We start from the raw sequence: 26,986 nt of genomic DNA, 5'->3' as shown, positions 1-26,986 counted from the left end.
TCATTTTTAATGTAACGGATCATGAGAAAAAATCTCCCGATTACAAGTCAAGAAATAACAATACCTATCAATTCAGTTCTAATCTCACGTACGGATATGAAAGGAAGAATATCGTATGTAAGTCAGGATTTTGCTAATATCAGCGGGTTTTCCGAAGAGGAAATGTTAGGCGAGCCTCATAATCTAATTCGTCATCCGGATGTTCCTTCCGAAATTTTTCGAGAGATGTGGGAAACGATACAAGATGGAAATCCTTGGAGTGGAATCATAAAAAACCGTGCTAAGTCAGGTGATTATTATTGGGTAGATGCTACGGTTACTCCGGTAATGAACGAAGGTGTGATTTCCGGTTATATGTCCGTTCGTAAAAAAGCGACTGAAGATCAGATCAGAAGGGCGGAAATTTTATTCTCTCAACTAAAAAATACAAAATCATTTCTTTGGAAATTAAAAGAAGGTATTCAGATATTATTCAAAAAACTGGGGCTTTCCGGAAAGATTATAGTATATGCCTTACTTGTTTTCGTTCCCTTATTGTTCGCAAATTTCGAATGGATTCGAAATGGTATGATCGTATTACCTATATTAGGAGTTTCTTGCGGAAGTGTAGGAATTCTTTTTTTGATCAATACAATTCTAAATTATCGAAAAGAGATTCGAGAAATTATTTCAATTCAAAAAGAAATTGTATCTGGTAATTTCCTCATGGAAATTCCAGAAAAAAAAGGGAATTCCGAAATATTTGAAATTCGTTCTAGTCTTAGAGTTTTTGTAATCAGTATTTGGGGATTGTTGGTTCAAATTAAAGAAAACTTTGAAAAGAATCAGGAACTTTATCAATATCTTTCTCAGTCGAGTGAACAATTTCAATCTAAAACACAAAATCAGGCCGCTTCCGTGGAACAAACAGCGTCTGCTTCTCACGAACTATCTTCAACGTTAGATGAAATTGTAAAATCAATTCATTTACAATCTACAGGTCTGACCGCAATTAACGACGGAATCGGAAAAGTAAACGAGTCGATTCAAAACGTATCTAAATCTATGGATAATCTTTCTTCTCAAACTTCTTCCGTAAAAGAAAAGGCTTCTCAAAGTGAAAAAACTTTTGAAAAAGCAATTCTAGCAATGAACGAAATCAAAGAATATTCGAACGGAATTTCAAATATTATAGGAATTATTACTTCGATCTCCGAAAAAACAAATCTACTATCGTTAAACGCTTCCATCGAGTCTGCGAGAGCGGGAGAAGCTGGGAAAGGTTTTAGTGTGGTGGCTGAAGAAATTTCAAAATTAGCTTCTCAGACTAGAGAATCTATCAAAGACATAGTCAATCTAATAGATAACACTACAAAGGCGGTTAATTTAGGCGCGGAGAAATTTCAAGAATCCTTATCCATCGTTAAACAACTTACGGATTATATAGGCGAAGTAAATTCTTCCGCTACGATTGTGAGAGCATCTTTATTTGCTCAGGCGGAAAAGTTGGGAGAAATCAGAAAGAATACGGATCAAGTCAATCAACTCGGTGAAACCGTAAGCGAATCTTCCGGGTTTCAAAAAACGGCTTCCGATGAAATTTCTTTATCCATGCAAAACATCGCGGAAAGTTCGGAATTGATCGCAAGAACATCCGGAGAAATCAAACAACTCGTGGACGAATCCATTCGTAAAGCGGCTAAGTTGTACGAAATCTTAAAACATTTTAAGACTTCTTAAAGGCCGTCCCAAAACTTAAACACCTACCATAGAAGGTGTTTGCTGAGTTTCACAAAAAATGTGGGAACTACCACAAATCTATAATTTACGGTAGAACTTTGAAATGTGGAACTCTCGCCGAATTTTAACTATAAAAAATGAATGTTTAACGTGGATTTGGCGCAAGAAAAAATTTTCTAAAAGTAGTTCCTAGAATTTTAGAATTTGTTCGTAAAATCGTGATTTGTAAGAGTTCCTACATCATTTTACAGACAAACCTAAGTTTTGTGTTAGTTTCTACGTTTTAAAGTTGTTTTGGATAATCCATATGATTTCTCAAACTCAGGCAGGCGGGAATTGTATAAATTCTAAATGGAAATGAGTGGTAGTTCCCACATTAAAAGAATTGATCTGTAAAGTTCAGATTCCAACTTTTTTCAGAATCGTGAGTTCTTTACGCCAAATTCACATTAGCAAAAGAATGTTAAAAAACTATAAGTCATTCAAATACGACGGTTTTTTGTGGGAACTACCACATTGTTGAAATTCAAAGACGATTGATTCTAAGGTTTGGGAAAACTCTAAATTCTTTTGGAAATAAAAGAAACTGCCGATAACTAAATCGATGGGAAATCGATTTCTCAGACTGACGATTTTTATATCTATAGCTCTCACGCTTTTTTCTTTTTGGGATCATCATCTTGTAGGTTATCTAAAAGATTTTATCGTGTTTATCCATGAAATCGGTCACGCGATCGCTGCTTTATTAACCGGTGGTTCTGTTCATACGATCGAACTTCACGGAAACGAATCCGGAGAAACCATTGCAAGTTCAGGAAGTGGATTTTTTATTTTTGTAGTATCCGCTGGGTATTTAGGATCTTGTTTGATGGGGGGTTTTTTATTAAACCGAGGTTTTTCTGGAAAGATGATACGTCCCACTTTGATTTCTTTTGGAACGATTCTTTTACTGATGACAATCTCGTATTCCAAACCTGGAAACCTCGCACAATATACTGGAATTTTTTGGGGTTTGGGATTTGTATTGCTTGGGCTTTTTAATCTTAGAATCAATCGATTTGTCCTCGTTTTTATAGGAACAAGTATTTCCCTTTATAGTTTATACGACCTTTTAGATTTTACCGGAAACATAGCATACACAGACGCAGGGATTATGGCGGCCTGGATAACAGGAGCAAATTCTTCTCAGGTAGTTCCAAAATCGGTAATCGTTTTGGGATATTTGATTGCTCTCCTTTGGTCTTTTTTTAGCTTATCCATCATATTCGTATCGGTTAAAAAAGTTTTCCAATCAGAAGAAATCGTAGTTCCGGAACAAGAATTCCAACAAAACGATTTTTTCCAATCTTCCGAAAACGAAAATAAGGAAACTCCATTTCCTGGAGAAGTAACTCCCGAAGTTATGGAATGGTTTTTCAGTAAAGGGTTGGATCTAAACGGAAAACCGCTACCAGCGGAGTTTTTAGAAAAAGAAGAACTATGAAAAAACAAAGAATATTGATCACAGGGGGGGCTGGGTTTATCGGTTCTCATCTGTGTGAAAGGCTTTTGAAAGAAGGCAACGAAGTTATCTGTTTAGACAACTTGCATACTGGAAGAAAGAAGAACATTCAAAAACTCTTAAATGATTCTAAGTTCGAATTTATCAGACACGATGTAACTGATCCCATCAAACTTGAAGTAGATCAGATTTATAATATGGCTTGTCCTGCAAGTCCGGTGCATTATCAATCAAACGCGATCAAAACGATCAAAACAAACGTTTTAGGAATGATGAATATGCTCGGTCTTGCAAAAAGAGTAGGGGCAAGAATTCTTCAAGCTTCTACCAGCGAAGTTTACGGAAATCCACTAGAACATCCTCAAAAAGAAACGTATTGGGGAAACGTAAACCCGATCGGAATCAGAAGTTGTTATGACGAAGGAAAGAGAGTCGCTGAAACTCTTTGTTTCGATTATCAGAGAAATCATAAGGTTGATATTCGGGTAATTCGAATTTTTAACACATACGGTCCTAGAATGTTACCAGACGATGGAAGAGTGGTTAGTAATTTCATCGTTCAGGCTCTAAAAAAAGAAAACATAACATTGTACGGAGATGGAGATCAAACACGTTCTTTTTGTTATGTGGATGATTTAGTAGAAGGGATCGTTCGGATGATGAACACCGAAAATTTCAATGGGCCAGTAAATCTAGGAAACGACGGAGAATTTACAGTTCGTGAATTAGCGGAGTTGGTTTTAAAAGAAACTGGTTCTTCTTCTAAAATCGTTCATAAGCCGCTACCTCAAGATGATCCAGCGCGTAGAAAACCAGATTTGACTCTTGCCAAACAACAACTTGGATTTGAACCGAAAGTTTCTCTTGTGGAAGGAATTCGGAAAACCATCGAATACTTTAAAAATAACTTGGATTAAATTTATACAAAGAAATTCTGGACGTACTTTACCGACCAGTCCGGAAGCACTATTTGATCACCGGGAATAAATTATGAACATTGGAATTCTAAAAGAATCTAAAGAAGAAACGAGAGTATCCGTTACACCAGACATTGTAGATGCGCTTAAAAAAATCGGGGCGACTGTACTCGTAGAAAAAGGCGCTGGAGAACAATCTTATTATCATGATGAAGATTATAAAAAAGCTGGAGCAAGTCTTGTATCTCGTCAAGATGTTATTAATAAGTCCAATCTCATTGTAAGCATTCATTTTGCCGACCCTACAACATTAGGAAAAATGAAACCAGGAACCATTTATTTAGGAATGTTCCAACCTGCGATGAATGCACAAACAGTTCAAAAACTTGCTTCTAAAAAGGTAGAAGTTTTAAGTTTAGATGCAATCGCAAGGATTACGAGAGCCCAGTCTATGGACGTACTTTCTTCTCAGGCAACGGTTGCCGGTTACAAAGCGGTATTGCTCGCGGCTTCTCATTTAGCCAGATTTTTTCCAATGCTTACTACGGCGGCTGGAACCATCACACCTGCTTCCGTGTTGATTATTGGAGCCGGAGTTGCTGGATTACAAGCGATCGCTTCCAGTAGAAGATTGGGCGCGGTAGTAGACGTATTCGATACAAGACCAGAAGTAAAAGAGCAGGTTCATTCTCTTGGAGCGAAGTTTGTAGAAGTAGAAGGCGCTTCCCATTCTGCTGCTGCTGGCGGTTATGCGGTTGAACAAACCGAAGAATATAAAAAACGTCAACAAGAAGCGATCGATAAATACGCTCAAAAGGCGGATGTAATCATAACAACTGCGCTCATTCCTGGAAAAAAAGCCCCATTATTGATCACTAAAAAGATCGTAGATAATATGAAATCAGGTTCTGTAGTTGTGGATCTTGCTTCTTCTATGGGCGGAAACTGCGAATATACAAAACATGGACAAAATGTAGTTACTCCAAAAGGAGTTACCGTGATCGGTCATAAAAATCTTGCTGGTTCGATTCCTGCAGACGCATCTAAAATGTTCAGCAAGAACGTTTTAAATTTTCTTAAACTGTTGATTAAGGATAAAAAAATCAATTTAGATCTAAATGATGAAATTCTTTCTTCGACTACAATTACTTACCAGGGTGAAGTTCGTCATAAACTTACGTTAGACGCTTTGGGATCTAAGTCAGGAGCAGCAAAACCTAAGAAGAGCGCTTCCAAGAAATAAGCCGAAAAAACCGAAAATCGTCCCGATCATCCAACCTCCGATCACGTCGCTTACAAAGTGATGAAGAGAAAGTAACCTTCCTACTCCGGCTAAAAAACTGATTAAAATCAGGGCCGGAGAAAATTTAAACAACAGTACAAGAATCAAAACGGCAGTCATGGAATTGGCGGCGTGAGCGGAAGGAAACGAGTGTTTCATATCCGGGTTAGAATCAACTTTTCCAGCGATCGTGATAAGAGGCCTTTTTCTTGCGATGAGCTTTTTTAGAAAAAGCACAAAACGATCATTTGCATAGGTGATTAAACCGGTAAAAAGTAAAACCCAATACCAAACGATTGGAAGGTCATTTTTCAAATAAAGAAAAGGAAGGAGTATCAATAGAAATACTTCTCCACGATTGATTTTGGAAAGAATACGATTTAATCTAGGATTGTGGAGATTTGTCCGAATCCAAGTAGAGAGTGAAAAATCGATTTGATCTACAATGTCTATCAAAGTTGAAAATCTTTTTTAAGAGTATCCGAAAGCCCTTTTCTTGGAAGGCTTTTTTGTTCTCCGGAAATTAAGTCTTTAATTTGGACCGTTTCCGTGCGGATTTCCGATTCTCCAAGGAACAATACGTAGCGATAACCTTTTTTTTCTGCGATTTGAATTTGTTTTCCGATTTTTGCGGAATCTAACATTGTTTCGGTGAGAATTTCATTTTCACGGAGTTCTTTAGAAAGTTTGAAAGTATCTACAAAAAGAGATTCATCCATAATTGGAAGAAAAATGGTTTTTTCTCTACTTAGATTTGGAATTAGATTATGGCCTTCTAAAAAATTTTTCAGTGTTACGTCGCCTAATCCAAAGCCAATTCCGGATAATTGTTCCTTGGAAAACAAACCGATGAGATTATCGTATCTTCCTCCACCGTATAAGGATCTTCTATTTTCTGGATTGGTATCGAAAACTTCGAAGATACAACCAGTGTAATAATCAAATCCTCGGATGATAGAAGGATCGAATAACAACTGTTTATCGATTCCAAGTTCGCCTAACTCTTGAAATAAATTTTGGATAAAAGAAACAGAATTTGTATCGATTCCTGGAATCTTAGAAACTGTTTCTAAATTAGAATTGAGATACGTTTCAATCAGGGAGAATTGTTCTTTAAAATTATTTAAAAAAGGTTTCATTTCTGTTTCGAAAGCTTCAGAAGAAATTTTAGATTTTTTATCTAAAAGTTTAGAAACCCCGTGAACTTGATCACCATTGAGTTTGAGGGAATTTTTTAAAAAACTATCTAAAAGTTTTCTATGAGAAACTTTGATTTGATAACTTCCAATCGGTGCTCCGAACTTTTTTAAAATCGAATCCGCAATCAAAAGAATTTCAAGTTCGGCGCGATGAGAATCCACTCCAAAAAGATCCACATTCAATTGCCAGTGCTCTCTGAGTCTACCCTTGCCAGGTTGTTCGTAGCGCCATAAATTAGGAATAGAAAACCAACGTACAGGTTTAGGAAGATTGCGTAAATTTCCTGCTACCATCCTTGCGAGCGTAGGAGTCATCTCAGGACGGATTGCAACTCTTCTTTCTCCTTTATCTATAAAATCGTATAACTGCCGTTCAACGATTTCTTCTCCGCTTTTAGCTTTGTAGAGATCGAAGGATTCTAAAATAGGACCGTCGTATTCCTCGTAGCCGAAAGAGAGAACGGTTTCCCGCATAACGGAAAACATCCAGTTCCGAAGTCTCATATCCTCCGGATAAAAATCTCTGGTCCCCTTGTAAGGAGCTGTGGTTAAAAAGTTTTTCTGATTTTCCAAGGCAAATTACTGAGTCTTAATGAAGTTCATATTTTTCTTCAATAGAGTCATATTTGCCTTAGCATCGTTGGAGCCAACTATTTCTGCGCCTACGTGATAGATTTCTCCGACTTGGGAAATATGTCGGATGTGAAATGCAAACCGCAGAGGGGCTTGCATCTTAAAAGTAATGTCCGCAGTAAAAACTGGTTTGTGCAAAAAAGATTGAATCAATTCTGGATCGGTTACTTCGAGTAGGATTCCGCCTTCTGATATATTCAGAATGTTTTGTCTCTTATCCAGAGATTTTGTATTTGAATCCCCCATTCTTGAATTAAAAATTTCTTCCATCTCTTTGTAAAGAGGAACGACTTGGTCCGAAATCGGGCCTTCACTCGATTCGATTACTCCCATCGCAAATATTTGAGTTTCGCCCCCACTTTTAAAAAGGATAGGATAGATAAGAAGAGAACGAGTTTTACTGCTTTTGAAAAAACGAAGTCTTTCTTCTAAAATCAATTCCTCTTGGAGAGTTTCTTTGATTGGGAGTAAATCTAAGTTTGCAAATTCCCCTTCTGGATTTGAATCCAAAGTGGACGTATCACGGATATAAATCGGTTTTTTATATTTTTTTACTAATTCTTCTTCTGGAGAAAGTTCTTTAGAAGAATTGAATACTAGCTTAGAAGAAGGATAAATCTGTTTTACTTTTCGATTTAAATCGTTAAGTATAATTTGTCCGGAAGTCCCTAGAACTTTAGCAATATCTAATTCTTTTCTAGGAATTAAAAATTTATGAGCTATCACTTTCCCCATCAAACCTTCGATACGAGGAGACATTCTTTTTGCTTTTGCGATCCTTGCAAAGAGAGGTTTGCATATAATCTGAGTGTCGGTTTTTTCGATTACGTCAAAGCTGATCTCTATGTGTTTGGAGAGGGTTCTATAAAGTACAAGTTCGTCGTTGATGTTTGTTAAAGTGGAATCAATTGGAAAAATGAAAGTACCGTCTTCTCTAATTTCCATCGGTTTTAATTCCTGATGAAAAGGAGATTCTTTAACGAGTAGACCTTGAAAATGAATATATTCCTTGAGAATATACTTTATCTTATTCACATCTTGGATCGTTTCCCAAGATCTTTGAGCTTGCATGTGGGTTTGAAATTGTACGCTCATGAAAACTCCTCAGAGCTTTCTAAAACCAACTCTTCTATTTTTTGCTCTTCCGGTTTCTGTCTCATTGTCTGCATCCGGTTGTGAATACCAATAAGCCCTGATTCTCATTCTTTTCTCCGGAATTCCTTTTGAAAGAAGATACTCGTAAACGTTACGGGCTCTTTTGGCACTCAATCTTGTGTTATATTCCTTAGAGGCTACGTTGTCGGTATGTCCCCCAATTTCAATTTTATCGGACGCATTTTTCAAAAGATAGCCTACAAGAGGATCTAGCAACTTTTTATTCTCTTCTGTGATTTTTGTTTTATTAAATTCGAAATAAACTCGTAGATTATAAACCGGATCTACGTCGCTTTCTGCTTTCAGATAAATTGTTACAGTTCCATTTTTGGAAATATTTTTTTGAATAATATTGATACTTTCAGAAATATATTTCGAAGCTGTTGCAAATAATTCAAAATCGTTATCTGGTAATTTTTTAATAAGAAAAGATTTTTTATCCGCATCTTGGACAAGAGATTCTCCTTTGCGGTTCATAGGTGTAAAAAGAGTAACTTTAGCGTCTGGTATGATTTGTTTTGTAGATGCGTCTGCTACGATGACTTTCAACGCGGCAGAATTTGGTTTTTGATTCTCTATGGGTTGTTCTATTTTTGTTTCTTCCGTTTTACCTTCTCCAACTTGAATTGGTAAAAGAACGTAGGTTCTATAAACTTTTCGATTTTTACCTATGTTTCCTCTTAAATCCAAAATATCCTCTTGAGGATGAAAGCCAGGAGAACTAATTTCTATTTTATAAACCTTTCCGGTTTGAAGAGTTGTTGCAAAATTAGAAGGTTTTCCTTTGCTAAGATCTCCTCCGATTCTTTTCGAAGTGATTACGTTAGCCGGTTTAGTTCCATCATAAATTTTTAAAGTAGAATCTAATCCAATCATTGTCTTTTCGGAACCATCCAAAACTAGACCTTTGAAGTTTAAAGTATAGGAGTTGCGAATAGATTCCGGAACTTGAAAGCGGAAAATGTCAAATTGACCTTCTCCACCAGAACGATTGGAAGAAATATAAGCCCAGATACCGTCTTTGTCAAAATTGATTCCTTCGTTATCAAAACCTTCCCACTTATCAGTGTTAAACGGTTTGGGAAGAAGTAATAAAGAAGATTGATCAATTTTAGGAATTAAGATTTCAGTTGGTTTGGTTGTAGGAATTTCTTCGGTTTCTTCTTCGTCTTCTAACATGTTGTCTAGAGCAGATTTATATTTTAAGAATATTCTAAAAATCTTAAATTTTTTTCTTTCGTCTTCTCGATTAGAACTGAAATAAAGTTGTTCTCCGTCTTGATGAATGAAAGGAAGAATTTCACTTTCGGAAGAGTTGAGGGGAGAACCTAAATTTTTAGGTTGGGACCAACTTCCGTTTTTTGGATTACGAACCGAGATCCAAAGATCGAAATCACCGTAACCCCCCGGACGGTCCGAAGAGAAGATCAAAAAATTTCCATCGGGAGAAATTGCGGGCATCTTATCATTGAAGTTGGAATTAATTTCACTGAGATGTTCTGGGTCTGTCCATCTTCCTGTTTTTTTATCTTTAATTGTTCTATAAATATTCAAACCTTCAAAACCGGAACGCCCAACAGCAAGGTTAATTGTAGAAGTAAAATAAATTTCCGAAGGCGCGTTGTTAGAATCGAAAAGAATTGAAATTCCACCTTCAAACGCGTTAGAGTTGAATAGATTTGGTTTACGAACTCCAGCAGCTGGTGGACGTTTTAATTCTTCCCAAATATTTTGATTCATATTTACGGGTTTAGTCCATTCTGCTGGTATCTCCTTATCTAAAAAGCGAATGTTCTCGGAAATCCAAATGTCCATTCCTCCTTCTCCGCCTGGACGGTTGGACTGGAATACGATGTATCTTCCATCTGGGCTTACTATAGGATTGTATTCGTCGTTTTGTGTATTAAGAGGTTGACCAAATTGTTTTTCCGGAAGGTCCGGTAGAGGTTGAGAGAAAACGGGCAAAAAAATACAAAAGGCCAGAATAAAAATTAATTTAGAAAAAGGACGCATGAACCCGCTCCGAAAAGAATATAAAGATTATTGTTTTTAGTTTAAATTCAGGATCTTACTTAGAGTATCGGTCTTATATCTAAGTTTTTAAAGATGGAAAGTAAACAAGATTCGAATTCTTCAAGTTATTCTACAAAGATCTTTGGGGTATTGAATATTACCGAAGATTCATTTTCCGATGGAGGAAAGTATCTTACTTTTAAATCTTCCTCTGAAAAAGCAAATTCTCTGTTAAACCAAGGCGCAGATGTAATTGATATAGGCGCTCAGTCTTCTAATATTCAAGCAAGTTTGATCGGTCCCGAAATCGAATGGATAAGAATGAAGGAGTTAATTTCCAATTTGGTTGCAAAAGGAGTTCGTATTTCCGTAGATTCTTTTCAACCTCAAGTAATTGCTAATTCTTTATCTGCGGGTGTGGAATTTATTAATCATATCCGAGGCTTTGTAGATGAAGAATCTATTCGAGAGATTTCCAAATATGCCAGAACCAATCGAAAGTTTATTTTGATGTATTCTCATAATCATTCCAATCGTGCGGAAACAAAATCACATCTAACACCAAATAATGTAATTTTAGAAATTGTACGGTTTTTTCGTGAAAGAAAAAAAATTTTATTAAACGCGGGAATTGCACAAGAGCAATTGATCTTTGATCCTGGAATGGGTTTTTTTCTCAGTTCTGATTTTCAGGTGAGTTTTGAAGTATTAAAAAAAATTAAAACTCTCCAGGAAGAGTTTTCTCCGATGATGGTTTCGGTTACAAAAAAATCATTTTTAGGAAATGCGCTCGGAGGTTTGAAAGTAGAAGAAAGAGAAATTCCTACCGTAATTGCCGAACTTTATTTATGTATTCAAAATGTAGAATATATCCGAACTCATGAACCTAAAAATTTAAAACAAGCTTTGAAAATTTGGAATTTAATGAATAAGTAATTGTTATGGCAGGATCAAAATCCGTTCGGCTTCAATGAGGAAGCGAGACGTTTAGGTTATCCAGTTTACTACCCGACGTATAAAAACAGTATCGAAAATTAACAATCGATTTTACCAAGGATGTGGAAGTTTTCAAAAAATGGCGTTTAATCCGGATTTGTTAATTTTTAGAAGAAGGTCTCACATCAGCATAAGTATTATTTTTATGCGCTGAGTAGTAAGTTTTTCGATAAAGTAAAATTAAAGTAAATTCGATCTAAGAAATCCGTTTTATCTTAGTCAGTTTTTTCGTAAAAAATAGATGTGGGAACTCTCACAAATCATGGATTTACAGTTAAACTTTGTAAATTGTGGGAATTACTATGGAATATAAAAGAATCATTAATCAGATTTTTGCACAAAATCGCTGTTTTGCGGTTATCGTCAAAATTTAAATCCTATTTTAACGTGAACTCGGTGTAAAAAAATTTTCTAAAAGTAAAAGTATGAGTTCCTACAATTTTAGAATTTGCTCCTAAAAATCGTAATCTACAGTAGTTTGTTTCCACACTTGAATTTGAATACGACAGATTCAAGTGTTATAAACTTCTATTTTATAAATTGCGGTAGTTCTGCATTTAAAGGATTAATCTGTAGAGTTCAGATTCCAGCTTTTTTCAGAATTATAAATTTTTTGCCAAACTCACGTTGGGACATGCAGTAAATTTCTATTACAAAATACTGCTTCAGCGCAGAGTACTGGGTGCTTTATTTTATAGTTCTAAGTATTTATCTTCCTACTTTAATATCTTCGATCGTTTTTTTTCCGGAAGGATTGAGAGTTGGCAGAACGTCTTCTTCTTTAATTTGTATACCCTTGGCTTGCATTTTTTTAATATAAGTAAGAATCGGATGTAAGTCCGAGTTCGGATTTACCGAAAGTAAAATTTTTTTCCAGAGTTCTATAAACGAAAGAGTTTCTCTTTCGGATTCGGGGGATTTTCGAATCCATTCCAGAGCTTCGGAGTAATTTCGTTTTTCATAATATGCTTTTGCAATATAATAATTTAAATCCGGAATCTTATCATCCGTAGAATTAAGATTCATTGCGAACATTAAAAGATCGTCCCATTTTTCCAGATCATGAGCTAAAAGAACCATAGAAGCACGAGCGTTTTTATGATATGGATTGATTTCTAAAATTTTTTCCAAATAAAAATACGCTTTTTCGTAATCTTGTTTTTCGAGAAAATATGTACTCAATTCGTCCCAAGATACTACTTCCATACCTGGGATTTTAGATTGAACGTCTAAAAGTAAAATGGTTTCTTCTTTCCGATTCTGATTTGTGAGTAATTTTTTGACCTGCTGAATTTGTTCTTTTTTTGCAGTTTTTAGATAAATAGAAATTTCTTTTTTTGAGATTTCGTATTCATCGATTAAATAATACATTCGAATCAAATTTGAAAAACATACTGGATTTGATTCTGAAATTTTCATACACTCTTTCCAAAACGATTCTGCATCATCCAAAAGCGAATTTTTTGCAAATAAAATTCCCAAATTATTTTTATCTTCCGCTGTAGTTCCTTTGTCTCTAAGCTTTCTTACTTTCCAAATCGAATTCATTTTTTCTAATTCGTTTTGTGGAAATTCAGTAGAGTTCAAATATAAAAATGAAACATCCGTTTCTAAGACTTCCGCCTCTCGAATTGGATAAATACAAAAATGAAAAAGGGAAATGATAAAAAATGGTAAGGTGCATTTTAAAATTCGAAAAGAAAAACGTGGTAGTTCCCACAGATTACGTCTCATAAAGCTCGTTTTACAATTTTGAATTATTTTTTCGATAGTAAATTCCCGTATGAGTTCCCACATTTTCTGAATTTTGCAACAGATCTTTAATGAAAAAAGTCTTATCCGAACGAATGATAAAAAAAATCGTTTTTTAAGTTTACTGTAGTTGTTTCTTAAATATTGTAAAATATGAAAACTCTTATACAACTTTGTCTTACTATAAAATATCATCTTATCATTCAAAAATGTAGGGACTAATACTTAACGTTTTTCTAAAATTCGTTTTTGAATAGATCAAAATCAGACATCGTTTTGTGAATTTGATTCTTCCAATTGTTTTTGTGCATAGAGCATGTATTTTAGAGCTCGCTCTTTGTCACCATGGAATAAATACATCAAAGAAAGATCAAGTGCATCCTGAGGGTTTGGGGGAGAGAAGTCTTCTGGATTTTCCTGACTCATTTCAAATTTTGATCGAAATTCGTTCAATTTATTTTTTGTAAGCTTTTCTAATGAATCAAAGAAAGCTGCTTCTTCTGGATTTTTTTTGAATTCTTCGATTGTGTCTAAAAAACGAGTAAATCCTTTCGATTGTGAAGTCGCTTGTTTAAGAATTTCAAAAGACTGTTTAAAATTTCCTAGACGAGTATGAACTTCAGAAAGAAGCACCTGCATTCTAGAATCGTTCGGAAAAAGTTTGCTTACTTTGTTGGCCGCTTCAAGACATTCTTTCCAACGTTCTTTTTCAAAATATAGAGTTGCAAGAGCTGTAAGCGCCATTCGATTTTTAGGATCTAACCGAATCGCATTGGTAAGATAAAGTTCTGTTTTATCATCCTTCTCAAGTTGTCTATAACAATACGCAAGTAGAATATGTGACTTTAAAAATTTCTTTTCAATTTCTAAAGATTTTTTAAGAGATCGAATTGCAGTTTCTGTTTCACCACTTCTATAAAGTTCGATTCCAATGTTATAGTAAAGTTCAGGTGATTTTCCAACCTGTAGGGCTTTTTGATAGATCTCAATCGCTTTTTTGGAGTTACCTTGTTTAGAATAAAGCGCTCCTAAATTTAAATAAGACTTTTGGTATTTTGGTTGGGATTGAATTAAACCTTCATAAAGTAAAATCGCTTCTGGATATTTGCCTTCTTTTTCTAAGTTCAAAGCTTGGTTGAATCTTTTGCCTATATCCGCTCCTGTCATAGTATAACTATCGGAATCATTTCTATCCCGGACGACTCAAAAAGTTGTAATGGTTTTTTCCAGATCAACCGATTTGTTTAAAGGAATCAATAGGACCGAGGAAACTATGAAACAAATAGCAATCTTAACCGCCCTGATCATTTTTACGTCTTGTGCGTCGGTAGAGTCTAAACGAAGCGTCAGCGCTTCTGGAGATCCGTCGGAGATTTTTTTTGAAAAAGAAATTATTCCGATGGATTCTAATTCAAATTTCGTTTCTCAAAAACCTGCACGTAGATCTTTCGAAGAAGAATTGAGTGTTGAAAAGTATGCAAAAGCTCAACCACCTGAAAAAACCAATTCTTCTGGAGATTTTGACGAAGTTGGAATGTCTTCCTGGTATGGCGCAAAGTTTCACGGTAAACCAACGGCAAGCGGAGAAAAATTTGATAAAACAAAACTAACTGCTGCACATCCAACACTTCCTTTAGGTTCCATCATTAGAGTTCAAAATTTAGAAAACCAAAAAGAAGTTATAGTTCGTGTCAACGATAGAGGACCTTTTGTAAAGGATAGAATCATTGATCTTTCTGAAAAAGCTGCAGATACTTTAGATTTTAAAGATGTAGGTATTGCTAAAGTAGGTATTAAAGTAGTAAAACGTGGAGGAGCTGCAAACGAAGAATCCGAAGATCTCGAAAATTCTGACGATGAAGAAGCTCTTTTAGAAGATGGAAAACCTGAAAAACTAAATCCTCAAAAATCGGATTATCAAAACAAACCGATTGCCGGTGGAAAGTATATCAAAGGTGCTCCTAAAGGATATACGGTTCAAGTAGGTGTTTTTCGGGAACAATCTAGAGCTGAATCTTATAAATCTAATCTTGGACAAGAATACGGTGAAAAAACTTTCCTATTTACAAGAGATGGTTTATTTGTAATTCAGTTAGGGGATTTCGCAAGCAGAACTGAGGCGGAATCGTTGAAATCGAAATTAAAAAACGATGGAATTGACTGTTTCATTCCGAAAAAATAACCACCTTTAAATTTTAAAAAAATTGTTTCCTCGTTAGTAAACCCCGTAACTTTTTGCGGGGTTTCTCTTAGATTGTAAGAGTTTATATTTTAAAGTTCTTACAGATTGTGATTGTTTCGCAATTATTACTCGGACGTATAAATAGAATACTTGGATTAGATTGTTTCAAAAATTTGAATGTTTTGGCCTGTTCTAAAATGTCGTAAATCCCGAATTTGCGGTATTTTTAAGTATCGTTATTTTTTTCGCAAATTTGGCCGTTAATAACTTGGTATTATTTTCATATGCCTAGGAGTAATTACTTTTTTTGAGAAAATCTGCTATTAAGGCAGTTCTTTTTAATCTCAAACACGATTACAAAATGATTCGAATTTTCTCAAAGACAAAGAAGAGGATCGTATCAATATTACCTTTCTTCGCGATTTGATCCTTTGCTCTTTTTCAGATTTGGCTACATAATAAATATATAATGTGAATTTTAAAATAAATCCGCGCTTATTTGATCTAAATAACGTGAATTCGGCATAATGCGAAAGGGATCGATGCGAGGTTAAGTTATTGGTATTTTATAAAAATTTAATCTAATTCTGGAGTTTTACAATAACTTGACCAGAGCTGAGAGCCCGGTCCGGCTGCCATAGACAGCCGGATTCGCCCAGATTTTTTTACGTCAAACTCACGTTAAATAATTTAGAATCGTAAATTTTCAAAATAGATCTTTAAATTCCTCCGCCGTGTATAAATTCATCTAAAATTTCTTCCAGATTGTCGTTTGACTTAACGGAATGAATCCCGCTCTTATCTATAGAATGCACTTCTTTTTGAAGAGTTTCTATTCTTTCAAGTAGGATAGAAAATACTTTAGCGACCGGGTCCGGAATTTCGTTATGATCCAACATGTGTTCGCCTTCTTCGCCGATTGGCATTTTAGAGCGAACTACTTTGGCAGGAATTCCGACTACCGTACTATCGTGTGGAACGTCTCTCATAACTACGGATCCAGCACCTACACGTACGTTTTTTCCGATCGTAATATTTCCAAGAATTTTAGCGCCTGCGCCTACCACTACGTTTTCGAGTAAAGACGGATGACGTTTTCCAGATTCTTTTCCAGTACCCCCAAGAGTAACACCTTGGTAAATTAAACACCCTTTTGCGATTGTGGCGGTTTCGCCGATTACAACTCCGTGTCCATGATCGATCATAATCCCGTTTGCAATTTTTGCTCCGGGATGAATGTCGATTCCAGTAATAAATCTGGAAAAAGTATTGATCATCCTTGGGATTAAAGGGAGTTTCATCCTATAAAGAAAATGAGCCAGTTTATGAAACCAGAGGGCATGTAAACCGGGATAACAGAGTACAATTTCTAAGTAAGACTTAGCAGCGGGATCATATTTCCTTATAAATTTAATATTTTCAAACAAATGTTAATCTCCATTTTCCCAAAACTACAATTAACCTTTCTGAAACAATTCGACATTCTTTTTCAAAAACTTGGGAAGATAAATTTTAAAAATTATCATACCTGTAAAGTATTTGGTTTGAACAAGAACTGTTAAGGAAAAGGTTCAAAATTCGTGATATGATGTAAAGAGGATTCTTTCTAAGAAGAATAGAATATAAATTTGAAACAATATAAATTTTCAACACACATAATTTTGTTTGTATTAACCTTTTTGACTCTCACATTTCAGAGTGAATTTTTCAAGATCCCTTTCTTATCGGCTGAATCTTTAAAGGAATTATTTTTTCTTAGACTTCCTTATTCTCTTTCTTTGATTATAATTCTTTTCGCTCACGAGATGGGGCATTTTTTAGCAGCCCGTTATTACGGTATTCAAGTAACCTGGCCGTATTTTATACCAATTCCATTAGCCCCTATTGGAACTATGGGTGCGGTCATTCGAATTCTGGAACCAATCCGGAATAAAAAGCAACTCTTTGACATAGGGATCTGGGGTCCTCTTATGAGTTTGATTCTTTCCGTACCTTGTTATGTGGTAGGAATTTATATGTCTTCTTTGGTTCCTATGGAAAGTGTAAAAGGAAATCCAGGAATCATTTCTTTTGGGGAATCTATTTTTACGATTTTCGTAAATCAATGGATTTTAGGACCTTTTAATCCTGCCATTCAAGACGTCTGGATTCATCCTTTGGCTCAGGCGGGTTGGGTTGGACTTCTTGTAACGGCGATCAATTTACTTCCGTTTGGTCAATTAGATGGTGGTCACGTGATTTATTCCGTTTTTGGTGAAAAATATAGAAATTGGATTTATTATCTTTTTATTTGTTTTTTGTTTCTATGTCTGTGGAATTTTTCCTGGTTACTGTGGGGTTTCCTGATTTATTTCATCATAAAAATAGAACATCCTTTTGTTCCTGACTCGGCGGTTCCATTGGATCGAGTTCGAAAGATTGGTGGTCTGTTGATTTTATTTACGTTGATCTTCATCTTTGTACCTTCTCCCATCCAATTTGGAACGGATATAAATCGGCCTGGTCTTGCTGAGGAAATATGGACTTCTCTCAAATCGGTTTATTCAGATCTTTAATCCTTGTTCTGGTCGTAATTTCGACTCCGGTTTTTGACCAAGATCAAGAAATCAAACTTACGGAAAACGCATACGGTTTCACATACGACGGTACAAATTTTTGGTATTTAGACTCTACACATAGATCTTTATATCGAGTTGATCCAAATGGAAAACAAGAATCGTTTTCATTGAACGTTCCTTTTCTTACAGGAATTAATTTTGATTCTCGTGAAGGAAGGATTTTTGTGGCCGGACGAAAACTTATTTTAAAGGTAGAACCCAATACAGGCGGTGTTACAGAAAGAATTCCGGTTCCGATCGAAAAAATTGCCGGGGTTGCAAGTATTAATTCCCTACTCTATATTTTAGATCAAGAGAACGGAAAAATTTCCATTTTGGACAAAGCAACCGGAAAATTAATCGGAGGTTTTTTAACGGACCGGGCTCAACCTAGGGATTTAGTTTTTGCAAGGGATTCTATCTGGGTTTCAGATTCTTCCGATGGAAATATCTATCGATACAATCCGGATAATGGAGCGATTACTGGTTCCATCAAAACACCTTCTAAAGAAATCAGAGGAATTGTTTTTTTAGGAAGTAAAATTTTTGTAATCGATCGAGCTGGAAAAGAAGTTCGAAAGGTTTCTTTTGTAGAGACAGATCGTTTTATTGCTTCCGGAGAAACTATTCGTCTAATGAAAGTTAGGTTAACTTTTTCGTTAAATGAAATATCGATCGCGGGAGGTTCTCTTGGAATTTTTCAACCACCCACGACGGAACACCAAAGAATTCGAAATTTAAAAATGGCTCAAACTGGATTTAAACAGGATTTTATCGGAAGTGAAAAAGCGTTTGTAAAAGTCCTTGGTGTGGATGATTCCAAAGGTAAACAAACATTAGAATATTCTTTTGAAGTTCGGACTCAAAATATCCGTTATTACGTGACGGATGAATTTTTGGAAAAAAAAGAGAAAGTAGGAGATGATTTAAAACTTTTTTTAAAAGACGGACCAATTGAAACTCAGAAAAATTCTTATTACGTAGATAAAATTTTTGATGCTAGGTTGTTTAGAAATACCATACCTTCCTTAAAAAAAAGTCTTTTGGATTCGGGTGTTCCTGTTCGTTCTCAATATACTGCTTTTATTGCAAGTTCAAATTCTGTTTCTTTCAAAGACACGATGGATGTTTATATTCCTGGTTTTGGATGGGCTCCTATTCAAAATGTGAAACCTTCTTCGGACGAATCTTCTCGTGTATTTAAAAAGGGAGAAGAAAGTATCGATCTATTTCGAGCTGATAGTTGGAACGATATTCAATCCCCTGTTTTTTACAAAAGTAGGGGTTCTGAAGAATGGAAAAATCTTCCGGCTGAAATTCAGGTAATTTTAGAGTGATTCCGTAACTTTTGAATAAGTTATAAATAATGTAATATAAACTGTGTTCAGTGTAAAACGATAAAAAATTCTAAATACAATTTATATTTTTTATATTCTAAAAATTGCGGAAATCCGATACGCTACGGAAAGACGTTTGGATTTTTACATGAAAAAGCTTTTGATATTTTTTTTAATAAATTCGGAAGAATCCTATATAACGGCAGGCATACGGACACAGGTGAATGGTTTTACAGTTTGAATATCTTAAATGTATGTGATACGGAGGAAAAAAATTATAATTTATTCTTAAGAGAGCCAGATAAGATATATAAACAGTTGGAAATGTTATATTAGAATTTTTGTATTTATAATATTATTTTTTATATTAATGCCGGGAAGAAAATTCTAAGAATGCAGTAGTTACAACGAGAGTTTAGTAATAGAGTTTTTGAAAAATTCCATAGCGGCGATTAACAAAACTGCTTCAATCGACTATTTCATGAAACAGAAACAAAATGAAAAATTCATTTTTTAACTTCTCTAATTTTTATTGTAAAGCTCTGTTAGGTATGCTCGATGAGTAATCATGTATTATCAATATAGGAGTCGCTTTCTAATTTTCTAAAAGTATTTTAGTGGATAGAGGTCAGATTTCGAGGGAAGGAGAAAGCTTTCTGTGGTAGTTCCTATATTTTAGAAAAAAATTTGCAGGTTCAGATTCTAATTTTTTCAGAATCATAGATTTCTTCACGAATTCACGTTAATTATAAGATCTTTTTTCCATTTTACGCCAAACTCATGTTAGTTTACGTTTTGTAGTTTAGAATTTTCAAAAATTTTTTTTGCTTGAAAGGATAAAGTTAAAGCTCTTCCAACCATGAATAAAACTAGAGAAAGCCAAAGAAGGTGATTGTCCTTCTGAATTTTTCCAAGATAAACAATTGGAAAAAAGAAAAAAGCGGTACTTATCAACATAGAATTACGGAGAATTTTTCCTTTTGTAAGTCCTATAAAAAAACCGTCTAAAATAAATGCTATTGCTCCGACTTCTAATACAGGAAACAACCAGAATCTATAGTCTATTAATAGAGATAATACCTTATCACTTTTTGTAATCATTCCGAAAATAAAATTGGGAAACAAAAAAACAGAACCAAGAAAAATGGAAGTAAAAAAAATAGAATTATAAAAAGCTAAATAAAGAAGTTCTTTAAGTAGTTTCCAATTTTTTTTACCGTATATATTTCCGGCTAAACTTTCCGTAGCAAACGCTGCACCGTCTACTAAATAAGCGCTGACAAGTATCAGTTGAAGCAAAATTGAATTTGTCGCTAAAATCTCTGTACCCGCTTCCGAACTAAAATTTCGAAATATACTAAATGTAATAATCAGAAAAAAGGTTCTCAAAAAGATGTCCTTATTGAGATGGAGAAGGGAAGAAAAACCTTGGACTGAAAATAAATTTTTATTATTTAAGAATAAGAATTTTGAAATATTCTGAATTTTTAATTCTATAAAAAATAAAAATATAAAAATTAACAACATTCCAAATTGACTGATGCTTGTGGCTAAACCTGCTCCATAAGCTTCCCAACCTAATTTGAAAATAAACCAAACATCTAAAATAACATTGATTCCGTTTCCAACTACGGTTGCAATCAATACGACCGAGCTCTTTCCTCTTCCTAAAAACCAGCCCGTAAAAACGTAATTACAAAGAACCGCAATCGAACCCGGAATTCTAGCGTCAAAGTATGAAATTCCCGCCATTTTGACTTCGGAACTTCCTTCCAAAATTTGAAATCCAATTTCTCGAATCCAAGGAGAAAAAATTAGAATCATCGCTCCGAAAAAACAAGCTAAAGAAATTGATCGAACCAAAATGAAAATAGATTCTTTTTCATTTTTTTCTCCTACTGCCTGTGCAGTTAAACCTGTGGTTCCCATTCTTAAAAAACCGAACATCCAAAACATAAAATCAAAAAGAATTCCGGATAAAGCAGCTCCCGCCATGAAAACATAGGTATTAAGATTCCCTAATATAGATGTATCTACTATACCAGTAAGAGGAACCGTGATATTTGCAAGAATGTTGTAGAATGTAAGTTTGTAAAACTTATGACGTGTTTCAATACTTATCGAGAGATCTTTAGGTAACAAAGTGTTAAGTTCTTTTCGGGACAAATTTTTGATATCCCAATCAAGTCATCTTATCCATTACACAGGATGCCGTAATGTCCCCCGTAACGTTAATAGTCGTTCTACACATGTCTAAAAAACGATCTACTCCTAAAATGATTCCAATCCCTTCTGTCGGAATGCCTAGTCCTGAAAGAATTGTGGCTAAAATTACAATTCCAATACCTGGGGTACTTGGGGTTCCAATTGATGCTCCGACAGTCGCAAAAAGAATAAATACCAATTGAGCTGGGGCCAATTCGATTCCAAAATACTGCGCTAAAAATATTGTAGCTACTGACTGATAAAGTGCGGTCCCATCCATGTTAATCGTTGCTCCGACCGGGATGATAAACTCTGCTATGTTTTTTCTTACTCCTAAATTTTCAGTTGCGGTTTGAATTGAAACGGGCATTACAGCTGCTGAACTTGAGGTTGAAAATGCTAGTAATTGTAAACCTGCAATTTTAGTGAAAAAGTCAATCGGGCTTCTTCTTGCTAAAAAAATAAGGATAATCGAATAAACTCCAATAATTAAAAGAAGTCCCAATAAAACGACGCTCATATAAACGCCTAAGGTAACTAGCAATTCTATGCCAATAGAAGAAATCGCTTTTGTCATTAAACCGAAAACGGCGAAAGGGGTTAGAACCATCGCCCAATGTACAATTTTCATACTAATCTGAAAAACTGAATTCAATATTGTCAAAATTGGTTTTGATAAATCTTTTGAAACAGAAAGGATTGCAATTCCAAGTAAAATTGAAAATACGATTACGTTTAACATTTCTCCCTGAGTGATCGATAGAAACGGATTTTTCGGAAAGAATGACATCAATAACTCTGGATATTTATCTAAAGATGGGATTTCAGCCGGAGCTGGAACTTTGGAACTGAAAGTGGTTTGAATTTGGACCGCTGACTTTCCGGGTTTTAACCAAAGTGCTAACGTAATCCCAATTGTAACTGCGATGAAGGTTGTAAAAACGAAATAAATTAAGGTTCTGATTCCTAGTTTCTTAATATTCTCTAAATTTTCGGCGGAACAAATTCCGAGAATAATAGAAGAAAAAATTAAGGGTATCATAATCATCTGCAAAAGGTTGATAAATATAAGTCCGGGTATAATGAGCCAAGAAGTGGTAAGTTGTGCGGTGTTTCTATCTACCAAAGATAAATCGGAACCAAGTAAAACCCCAGTAAGAATTCCAGCTAACATTCCAACGAAGATTTTTAACCAAAGTTTTTCTTTCAAACTACTTAGGATCTTGATATTAAGGGAAGTTAGTTTCTCGAAAACTCGCATATTGGAAAACTCTTTTGATTCCTTATTTTTTCTATTGATTTTTAGTTTTGGTGTGAATTATTAAAGCCGTTTTCGAGATTTTAATGAAGCCCTATTTTTTCGAAACAAATAAAGAATTAGAAAAACGGACTTATAGATTATGGGATTAGATTTTCTGAGATCAGATTTGATTCTCTTCAATTATTATTCTTTTGGAAGTCTTTTAGTAACGATTACAACTTTTTTTCTCGCCGCTTTTTTTCTTAGTTTAAAAAGAAAAACGGTCGCTACGTTTCATCTCGGAGTTGCTTTTTTTACATTTGGTCTTTTTGAAATCGGATATTTCATGGCTGCGTTTTATTATCATCCGATCGCGGCTTATCATAGATGGTTGACTGGTTGTTTAATTTTACCTACAATCACGCACTTTACTCAATTTTTTATCCGTTACCCGAGCAATAACAATCGAAAGTTTGGGTTTTGGATGATGGTATTCCAACACATCCTGGGATTTATTGTTGCTTGTTTTTTTATTTATCTTACTGCTATTTCCGAAAAGATATATCATTTTACTGCTCATCATTGGGATTTTAACGCGTTGATTGCAAGCAAGTATCTTGCGTTTATCATCGCCTTTTATTCCGTTATCGCTTTTATTATCATTCCTTCTTGGAGAATCATTACAGATAAAGAAAAGAAAAAATTTGCGATTTTCTTATTTTCTATCGGGTTTATGATCGCTGCGTTTTATCCGAATATTTCAAACGTTTTAAGTCGAGACGGTTATATGGAAAGATCCACATACATGACTTCCAACGTTATCTTTTTTATTGCGGCTTTTTCCGTTGTGGTTATCGCTTTTATCAATAATAGCACCGAAAGAACTACTTTTATGGTTAAGATCGTGGGTATCACGTTATTTACCATTTGTTTGATTATGCAGGCTCTTGTATTTATCTCTAACCAGGATAAAGAATCAGAATACGATAGTTTGAATATTGTAAACGCCGAAAGGGTTTTAGAGAGCGGTCGTGGTAACGGCGAGGTACAATATACGCTTCGATACGATGAAAGAACCGGCGAGTTGATCACAGATGATTACGACCCGAAATACGGATTGGATTTATCCCTTGTTAAAGTTGACTTACAAAATACGTTGATTTACGAAGAAATTGCGTCTTTAAAAGAAGATCGTTTCCGTGAAAATTTGAAAATTATCTTAGATGAATCGCCGGAATATTTTGCGGGCCACAAAGACACCATTTATAATTTCGTAAAAGAAAATTCTTCTTTAAATACAAAAGATCTAAAAAAAGAACTTTTGAAATATGCAGAAAAACTAAATAAAGACGCTTTCGTAAATACTAATAAACTTCAGGGAATTAATTCTGATTCTTTTTGTGAACAAGGAAAGTCTTATTTAGAAAAGAATAAGGACTTGGAATCGTATAGAAACGGGATTTTGAAAAATCTAGAAGGATGTAACTGGAAAGGAAAGGAACTTTCAGGTAAAGAGTTGAAAGCAGAATTTTTAAAATACTTCAGTTATTTTAAACCTGCAGAAACCAGACACTATAGAAGAAGTATAGACGGGCTTGGACATCACGTTGCGTTTATGAAATATCTTCCTTCTAAAAAACAAGTGGTAGAATTAGGTTTTTCTTATAAAAGGTATAGAGAGTTTGTACATCCTACTTCTGTAAAACAAACGATCATTTTGTTTGCGGTGATTTTTGTGGTTCTTGTATTATTTCCATTGTTCTTCAAAAGTAGTCTTGTTAATCCATTGAACAACTTATTGTCCGGTGTGGAAAAGGTAAATAAAGGAGATCTTGACGTTCAAGTCCCCGTAAAAGTGAGAGATGAAATTGGGTTTTTGGCGGATTCTTTTAACTCGATGGTTTCTTCTATCAAACAAGCCAGAAGAGAACTTCAAGATTACGCGGAGAACTTAGAGGAAAAAGTAAAAGAGAGGACTCAGGAAGTTCAAGAGAAAATGGAGGAAGTCCAAAGACTAAAAGTTCAACAGGACGGAGATTACTTTCTTACTTCTCTTTTAGCTAAACCACTTTTTTATAATGCAAACAAATCGAAACTCGTACATTCAGAATTTATGTTAAAACAAAAAAAACAATTCGAGTTCCGTGGAAAACATTCCGATTTAGGTGGAGATATTTGTATCACCGGAAATTTACGTTTAGGAAAACCAGATCACTATAAACGTTATACGATGGTCATGAACGGGGACGCAATGGGCAAGTCCATGCAGGGTGCGGGTGGTGCCTTGGTGATGGGCGTTGTAATGAATTCCATTATGGCTCGTTCAGCGGCTAACAATCGAATTTTAGATAAAACTCCTTCCGAATGGTTAGAAGACGTATATAACGAGATCCATGCGGTGTTTAAGTCGTTTAATGGAAGTATGGTGATTTCCGCGACGATCTTTTTGATCGAAGAAGAATCTGGAAAATGTTTTTATTTCAATGCAGAACATCCGTTTACGGTTTTATATCGAGATGGAAAAGCCAGTTTTTTGGAAGAAGGATTACAACTTCGTAAATTAGGACTGGATTCTGAATTTGATTTTCAAGTACGAACTTTCGAATTGAAAAAAGGAGACGTTTTAATATTAGGATCGGACGGTAGGGACGATATAGACCTTACCCCCGAAGAAACTGTAAGAACAATCAACGAAGACGAAAATTTATTTCTCGTAAACGTAGAAAAAGGTAAAGGAAACTTAGAAGATATTGAAAGTGAAATTCGCAAACATGGAGAATTAACGGATGACCTTTCTCTTTTAAAAGTAGAATTCCAGATGGAAAGAAAATCGGATGAACCGGAAGAAGAGACGTTTACCGGTGGAGATAGAATTGAAGTCGCCTTAAATCCTGATATAATCTATGAAGATGCAAAACAACTTTATAAAAATGGAAAAGTAGATCAAGCTCTTGAGCTTCTCAAAACGGGATATACACACGATACGGCAAATCAAAAGATCAATAAACTTTTAGGTCTTTTAAGTTTTAAAGGGAAAGACTATACAACTGCAATTGAAGTTTTGAACAACTATCTCAAAACCGATCCGGGATTACACGAATATTGGTTTTATCTTTCGATTGCAAATAAAAAAGTAGGAAAATATGAACAAGCTCTTCAGGCGAGTTTAAAACTAAATGATATTCAACCGGAAAATTTATCCAATTTAGTCAACCTTTCCGATATTTATCGTTTGATGGATCAATTTGATTTGGCCGAAGAAGTTGCAAAAAAATTAATACACTTGGATCCAGGAAATCAAAACGGAGAAAGACTTTTGAAACTCATCGAAAGAGATCGTGCATAAATTTTTATTTGGAATTTTATTCCTAATTTCTTTTAGTCTCTATTCTGATAAACGCGCGTGGATTCGAAAAATTCCTCTAAGTAGAGGGGAACTCGTCCTTGAAATTCAAAATCATTCCCAAGATAAAAATTGGAATGAATTCGCTTATCATAAAACTTCTGACCTTTTTAAGGCTTTGGAATCTTATTCCGGGATTTCCTTCCACGAAGCGAGCGCTTCCGTGTTTGAGGGTCAAAAGGCTTCCGAGAAATATAAGGTTCTTTTAATAGTCCAAGATAGAATTCTTTTAAATGGAACAAGGGTAGGTGGATACAATAATATTTCAGGAGATTTAGGATCGGTGCGTGGAATTTTTATGGAACCGAATCTTTCTCCTGTAGGTTATCCTGCGTTATTGTTTCATGAACTCGGACATTTTTACTTTTCGGATTTGCCTTGGTTGAGTGAAGGTTTGGTTTCTTTTTTACCTTTTGTTTTGTATAAGGAGAGGAAAATAAATCTTACAAAAGAAGAATTGATTTCGATCGCAGAAGAATGGAATACAGAGGAAGGTCTTCAAGGAGAAAAAGATTTCCCATTAGATCCTGATTTTAGGGAAAAAAATCCTTCTTCTACTTCTACCTTTTATAATAAAGCATTAAAAATTCAATATATTCTTTATAAGGAATTAGGTCCTGCGGGTTATCGAGATTTCGTCAAGAAATTGGTTTTTGAGAATTCTCCTAAGACCACAAAAGAAGTGATCTTAAAATTAAAATCGATTCGAGATAAGAACTGGACGAGTTTATTGAAAGGTTGGGTTATTCCAGGGCCTTACGAAGTTTATACTTGGAAAACTTTCCAAAAAGAATCTATTTTAGGAACGTTTGTACAGCTGCCTTAATAAAGCTTTAAAAAATTGTTTTCTTTTTT

General features: G+C 34.9%; 19 protein-coding genes and 1 pseudogene. 11 read left to right on the top strand and 9 right to left on the bottom strand.

What is annotated here, in order from left to right:
- The first annotated feature begins 21 nt into the window (after positions 1–21).
- From BW942_RS10210 to BW942_RS10195, 4 genes are all read left to right on the top strand, one after another.
- Positions 22–1,719, top strand: coding sequence for a methyl-accepting chemotaxis protein (locus BW942_RS10210; protein WP_001230742.1), 1,698 nt, complete (start codon positions 22–24; stop codon positions 1,717–1,719).
- Between the two features lie 604 nt (positions 1,720–2,323).
- The gene (locus tag BW942_RS10205; RefSeq protein ID WP_000528194.1) at positions 2,324–3,202 is read left to right on the top strand and encodes a M50 family metallopeptidase; all 879 of its coding nucleotides are present in this window, start codon (positions 2,324–2,326) and stop codon (positions 3,200–3,202) included.
- Positions 3,199–4,137: a UDP-glucuronic acid decarboxylase family protein gene (locus tag BW942_RS10200; protein ID WP_000744700.1), complete on the top strand. Its 939-nt coding sequence runs from the start codon at positions 3,199–3,201 to the stop codon at positions 4,135–4,137. Before BW942_RS10205 ends, BW942_RS10200 begins: the two co-directional genes overlap by 4 nt.
- A 73-nt stretch (positions 4,138–4,210) precedes the next feature.
- Positions 4,211–5,380, top strand: a complete 1,170-nt coding sequence (locus tag BW942_RS10195) for a Re/Si-specific NAD(P)(+) transhydrogenase subunit alpha (protein WP_001020567.1) — start codon at positions 4,211–4,213, stop codon at positions 5,378–5,380.
- Here BW942_RS10195 and BW942_RS10190 read toward each other — a convergent pair.
- The 4 genes from BW942_RS10190 to BW942_RS10175 are packed head-to-tail and all read right to left on the bottom strand — an operon-like array spanning position 5,339 to position 10,419.
- Positions 5,339–5,875, bottom strand: coding sequence for a phosphatase PAP2 family protein (locus BW942_RS10190; protein ID WP_000565586.1), 537 nt, complete (start codon positions 5,873–5,875; stop codon positions 5,339–5,341). The two genes, BW942_RS10195 and BW942_RS10190, sit on opposite strands and share 42 nt — an antisense overlap.
- Entirely contained in the window at positions 5,872–7,191 is a 1,320-nt protein-coding gene (hisS, locus tag BW942_RS10185; RefSeq protein ID WP_000431287.1) for a histidine--tRNA ligase, read from the bottom strand. The genes BW942_RS10190 and hisS overlap by 4 nt, the downstream gene beginning before the upstream one ends.
- Before the next feature lie 6 nt (positions 7,192–7,197).
- A complete protein-coding gene (locus tag BW942_RS10180) occupies positions 7,198–8,346 on the bottom strand; it encodes a DUF1577 domain-containing protein (RefSeq protein WP_000116023.1) in 1,149 nt (382 codons plus the stop codon).
- Between the two features lie 9 nt (positions 8,347–8,355).
- Positions 8,356–10,419 carry an OmpA family protein gene (locus BW942_RS10175; RefSeq protein WP_001247305.1) on the bottom strand — a complete coding sequence of 688 codons (2,064 nt, stop codon included), beginning with the start codon at positions 10,417–10,419 and terminating at the stop codon, positions 8,356–8,358.
- A gap of 93 nt (positions 10,420–10,512) precedes the next feature.
- Here BW942_RS10175 and folP point away from each other — a divergent pair, with 93 nt between their 5' ends.
- Positions 10,513–11,355 (top strand): dihydropteroate synthase, encoded by an 843-nt coding sequence (folP, locus tag BW942_RS10170; RefSeq protein ID WP_000444207.1) that lies wholly within the window; start codon positions 10,513–10,515, stop codon positions 11,353–11,355.
- Between the two features lie 768 nt (positions 11,356–12,123).
- Here the strand turns inward: folP and BW942_RS10165 are convergent.
- A complete protein-coding gene (locus tag BW942_RS10165) occupies positions 12,124–13,212 on the bottom strand; it encodes a tetratricopeptide repeat protein (RefSeq protein WP_000263748.1) in 1,089 nt (362 codons plus the stop codon).
- 219 nt (positions 13,213–13,431) lie between these two features.
- Positions 13,432–14,334: a tetratricopeptide repeat protein gene (locus BW942_RS10160; RefSeq protein ID WP_000145205.1), complete on the bottom strand. Its 903-nt coding sequence runs from the start codon at positions 14,332–14,334 to the stop codon at positions 13,432–13,434.
- 106 nt (positions 14,335–14,440) lie between these two features.
- On the opposite strand from BW942_RS10160, the gene mpl36 reads away from it, so the two are divergent.
- Complete coding sequence (mpl36, locus tag BW942_RS10155) at positions 14,441–15,349, top strand: RlpA family plasminogen-binding lipoprotein MPL36 (protein ID WP_033108072.1); 909 nt, start codon at positions 14,441–14,443, stop codon at positions 15,347–15,349.
- A 719-nt stretch (positions 15,350–16,068) separates the two neighbouring features.
- Here the strand turns inward: mpl36 and cysE are convergent.
- A complete protein-coding gene (cysE, locus tag BW942_RS10150) occupies positions 16,069–16,776 on the bottom strand; it encodes a serine O-acetyltransferase (protein WP_000462634.1) in 708 nt (235 codons plus the stop codon).
- Between the two features lie 234 nt (positions 16,777–17,010).
- Here cysE and BW942_RS10145 point away from each other — a divergent pair, with 234 nt between their 5' ends.
- The 3 genes and pseudogenes from BW942_RS10145 to BW942_RS22110 form a co-directional block, all read left to right on the top strand.
- Entirely contained in the window at positions 17,011–17,904 is an 894-nt protein-coding gene (locus BW942_RS10145; RefSeq protein WP_000497874.1) for a site-2 protease family protein, read from the top strand.
- Positions 17,868–19,283: an NHL repeat-containing protein gene (locus BW942_RS10140; RefSeq protein ID WP_000347906.1), complete on the top strand. Its 1,416-nt coding sequence runs from the start codon at positions 17,868–17,870 to the stop codon at positions 19,281–19,283. Before BW942_RS10145 ends, BW942_RS10140 begins: the two co-directional genes overlap by 37 nt.
- Before the next feature lie 63 nt (positions 19,284–19,346).
- Positions 19,347–19,619 (top strand): annotated as a pseudogene (locus BW942_RS22110) (hypothetical protein); the annotation flags it as partial.
- Between the two features lie 447 nt (positions 19,620–20,066).
- Here BW942_RS22110 and BW942_RS10130 read toward each other — a convergent pair.
- Positions 20,067–21,449, bottom strand: coding sequence for an MATE family efflux transporter (locus BW942_RS10130; protein WP_000087371.1), 1,383 nt, complete (start codon positions 21,447–21,449; stop codon positions 20,067–20,069).
- A gap of 16 nt (positions 21,450–21,465) precedes the next feature.
- Entirely contained in the window at positions 21,466–22,749 is a 1,284-nt protein-coding gene (locus tag BW942_RS10125; RefSeq protein ID WP_001263200.1) for a dicarboxylate/amino acid:cation symporter, read from the bottom strand.
- A 139-nt stretch (positions 22,750–22,888) separates the two neighbouring features.
- Between BW942_RS10125 and BW942_RS10120 the strand changes: the two genes are divergently transcribed.
- Complete coding sequence (locus BW942_RS10120) at positions 22,889–26,074, top strand: SpoIIE family protein phosphatase (RefSeq protein WP_000521950.1); 3,186 nt, start codon at positions 22,889–22,891, stop codon at positions 26,072–26,074.
- Positions 26,067–26,957, top strand: a complete 891-nt coding sequence (locus BW942_RS10115; RefSeq protein ID WP_000548653.1) for a hypothetical protein — start codon at positions 26,067–26,069, stop codon at positions 26,955–26,957. The genes BW942_RS10120 and BW942_RS10115 overlap by 8 nt, the downstream gene beginning before the upstream one ends.
- The last annotated feature ends 29 nt before the right edge of the window (positions 26,958–26,986 follow it).

Source organism: Leptospira interrogans, from assembly GCF_900156205.1.
In the GTDB taxonomy this organism is placed as follows: domain Bacteria; phylum Spirochaetota; class Leptospiria; order Leptospirales; family Leptospiraceae; genus Leptospira; species Leptospira interrogans.
Note: the sequence above shows the minus strand (reverse complement) of the source record. Positions and strands in the feature narration are given on the sequence as shown.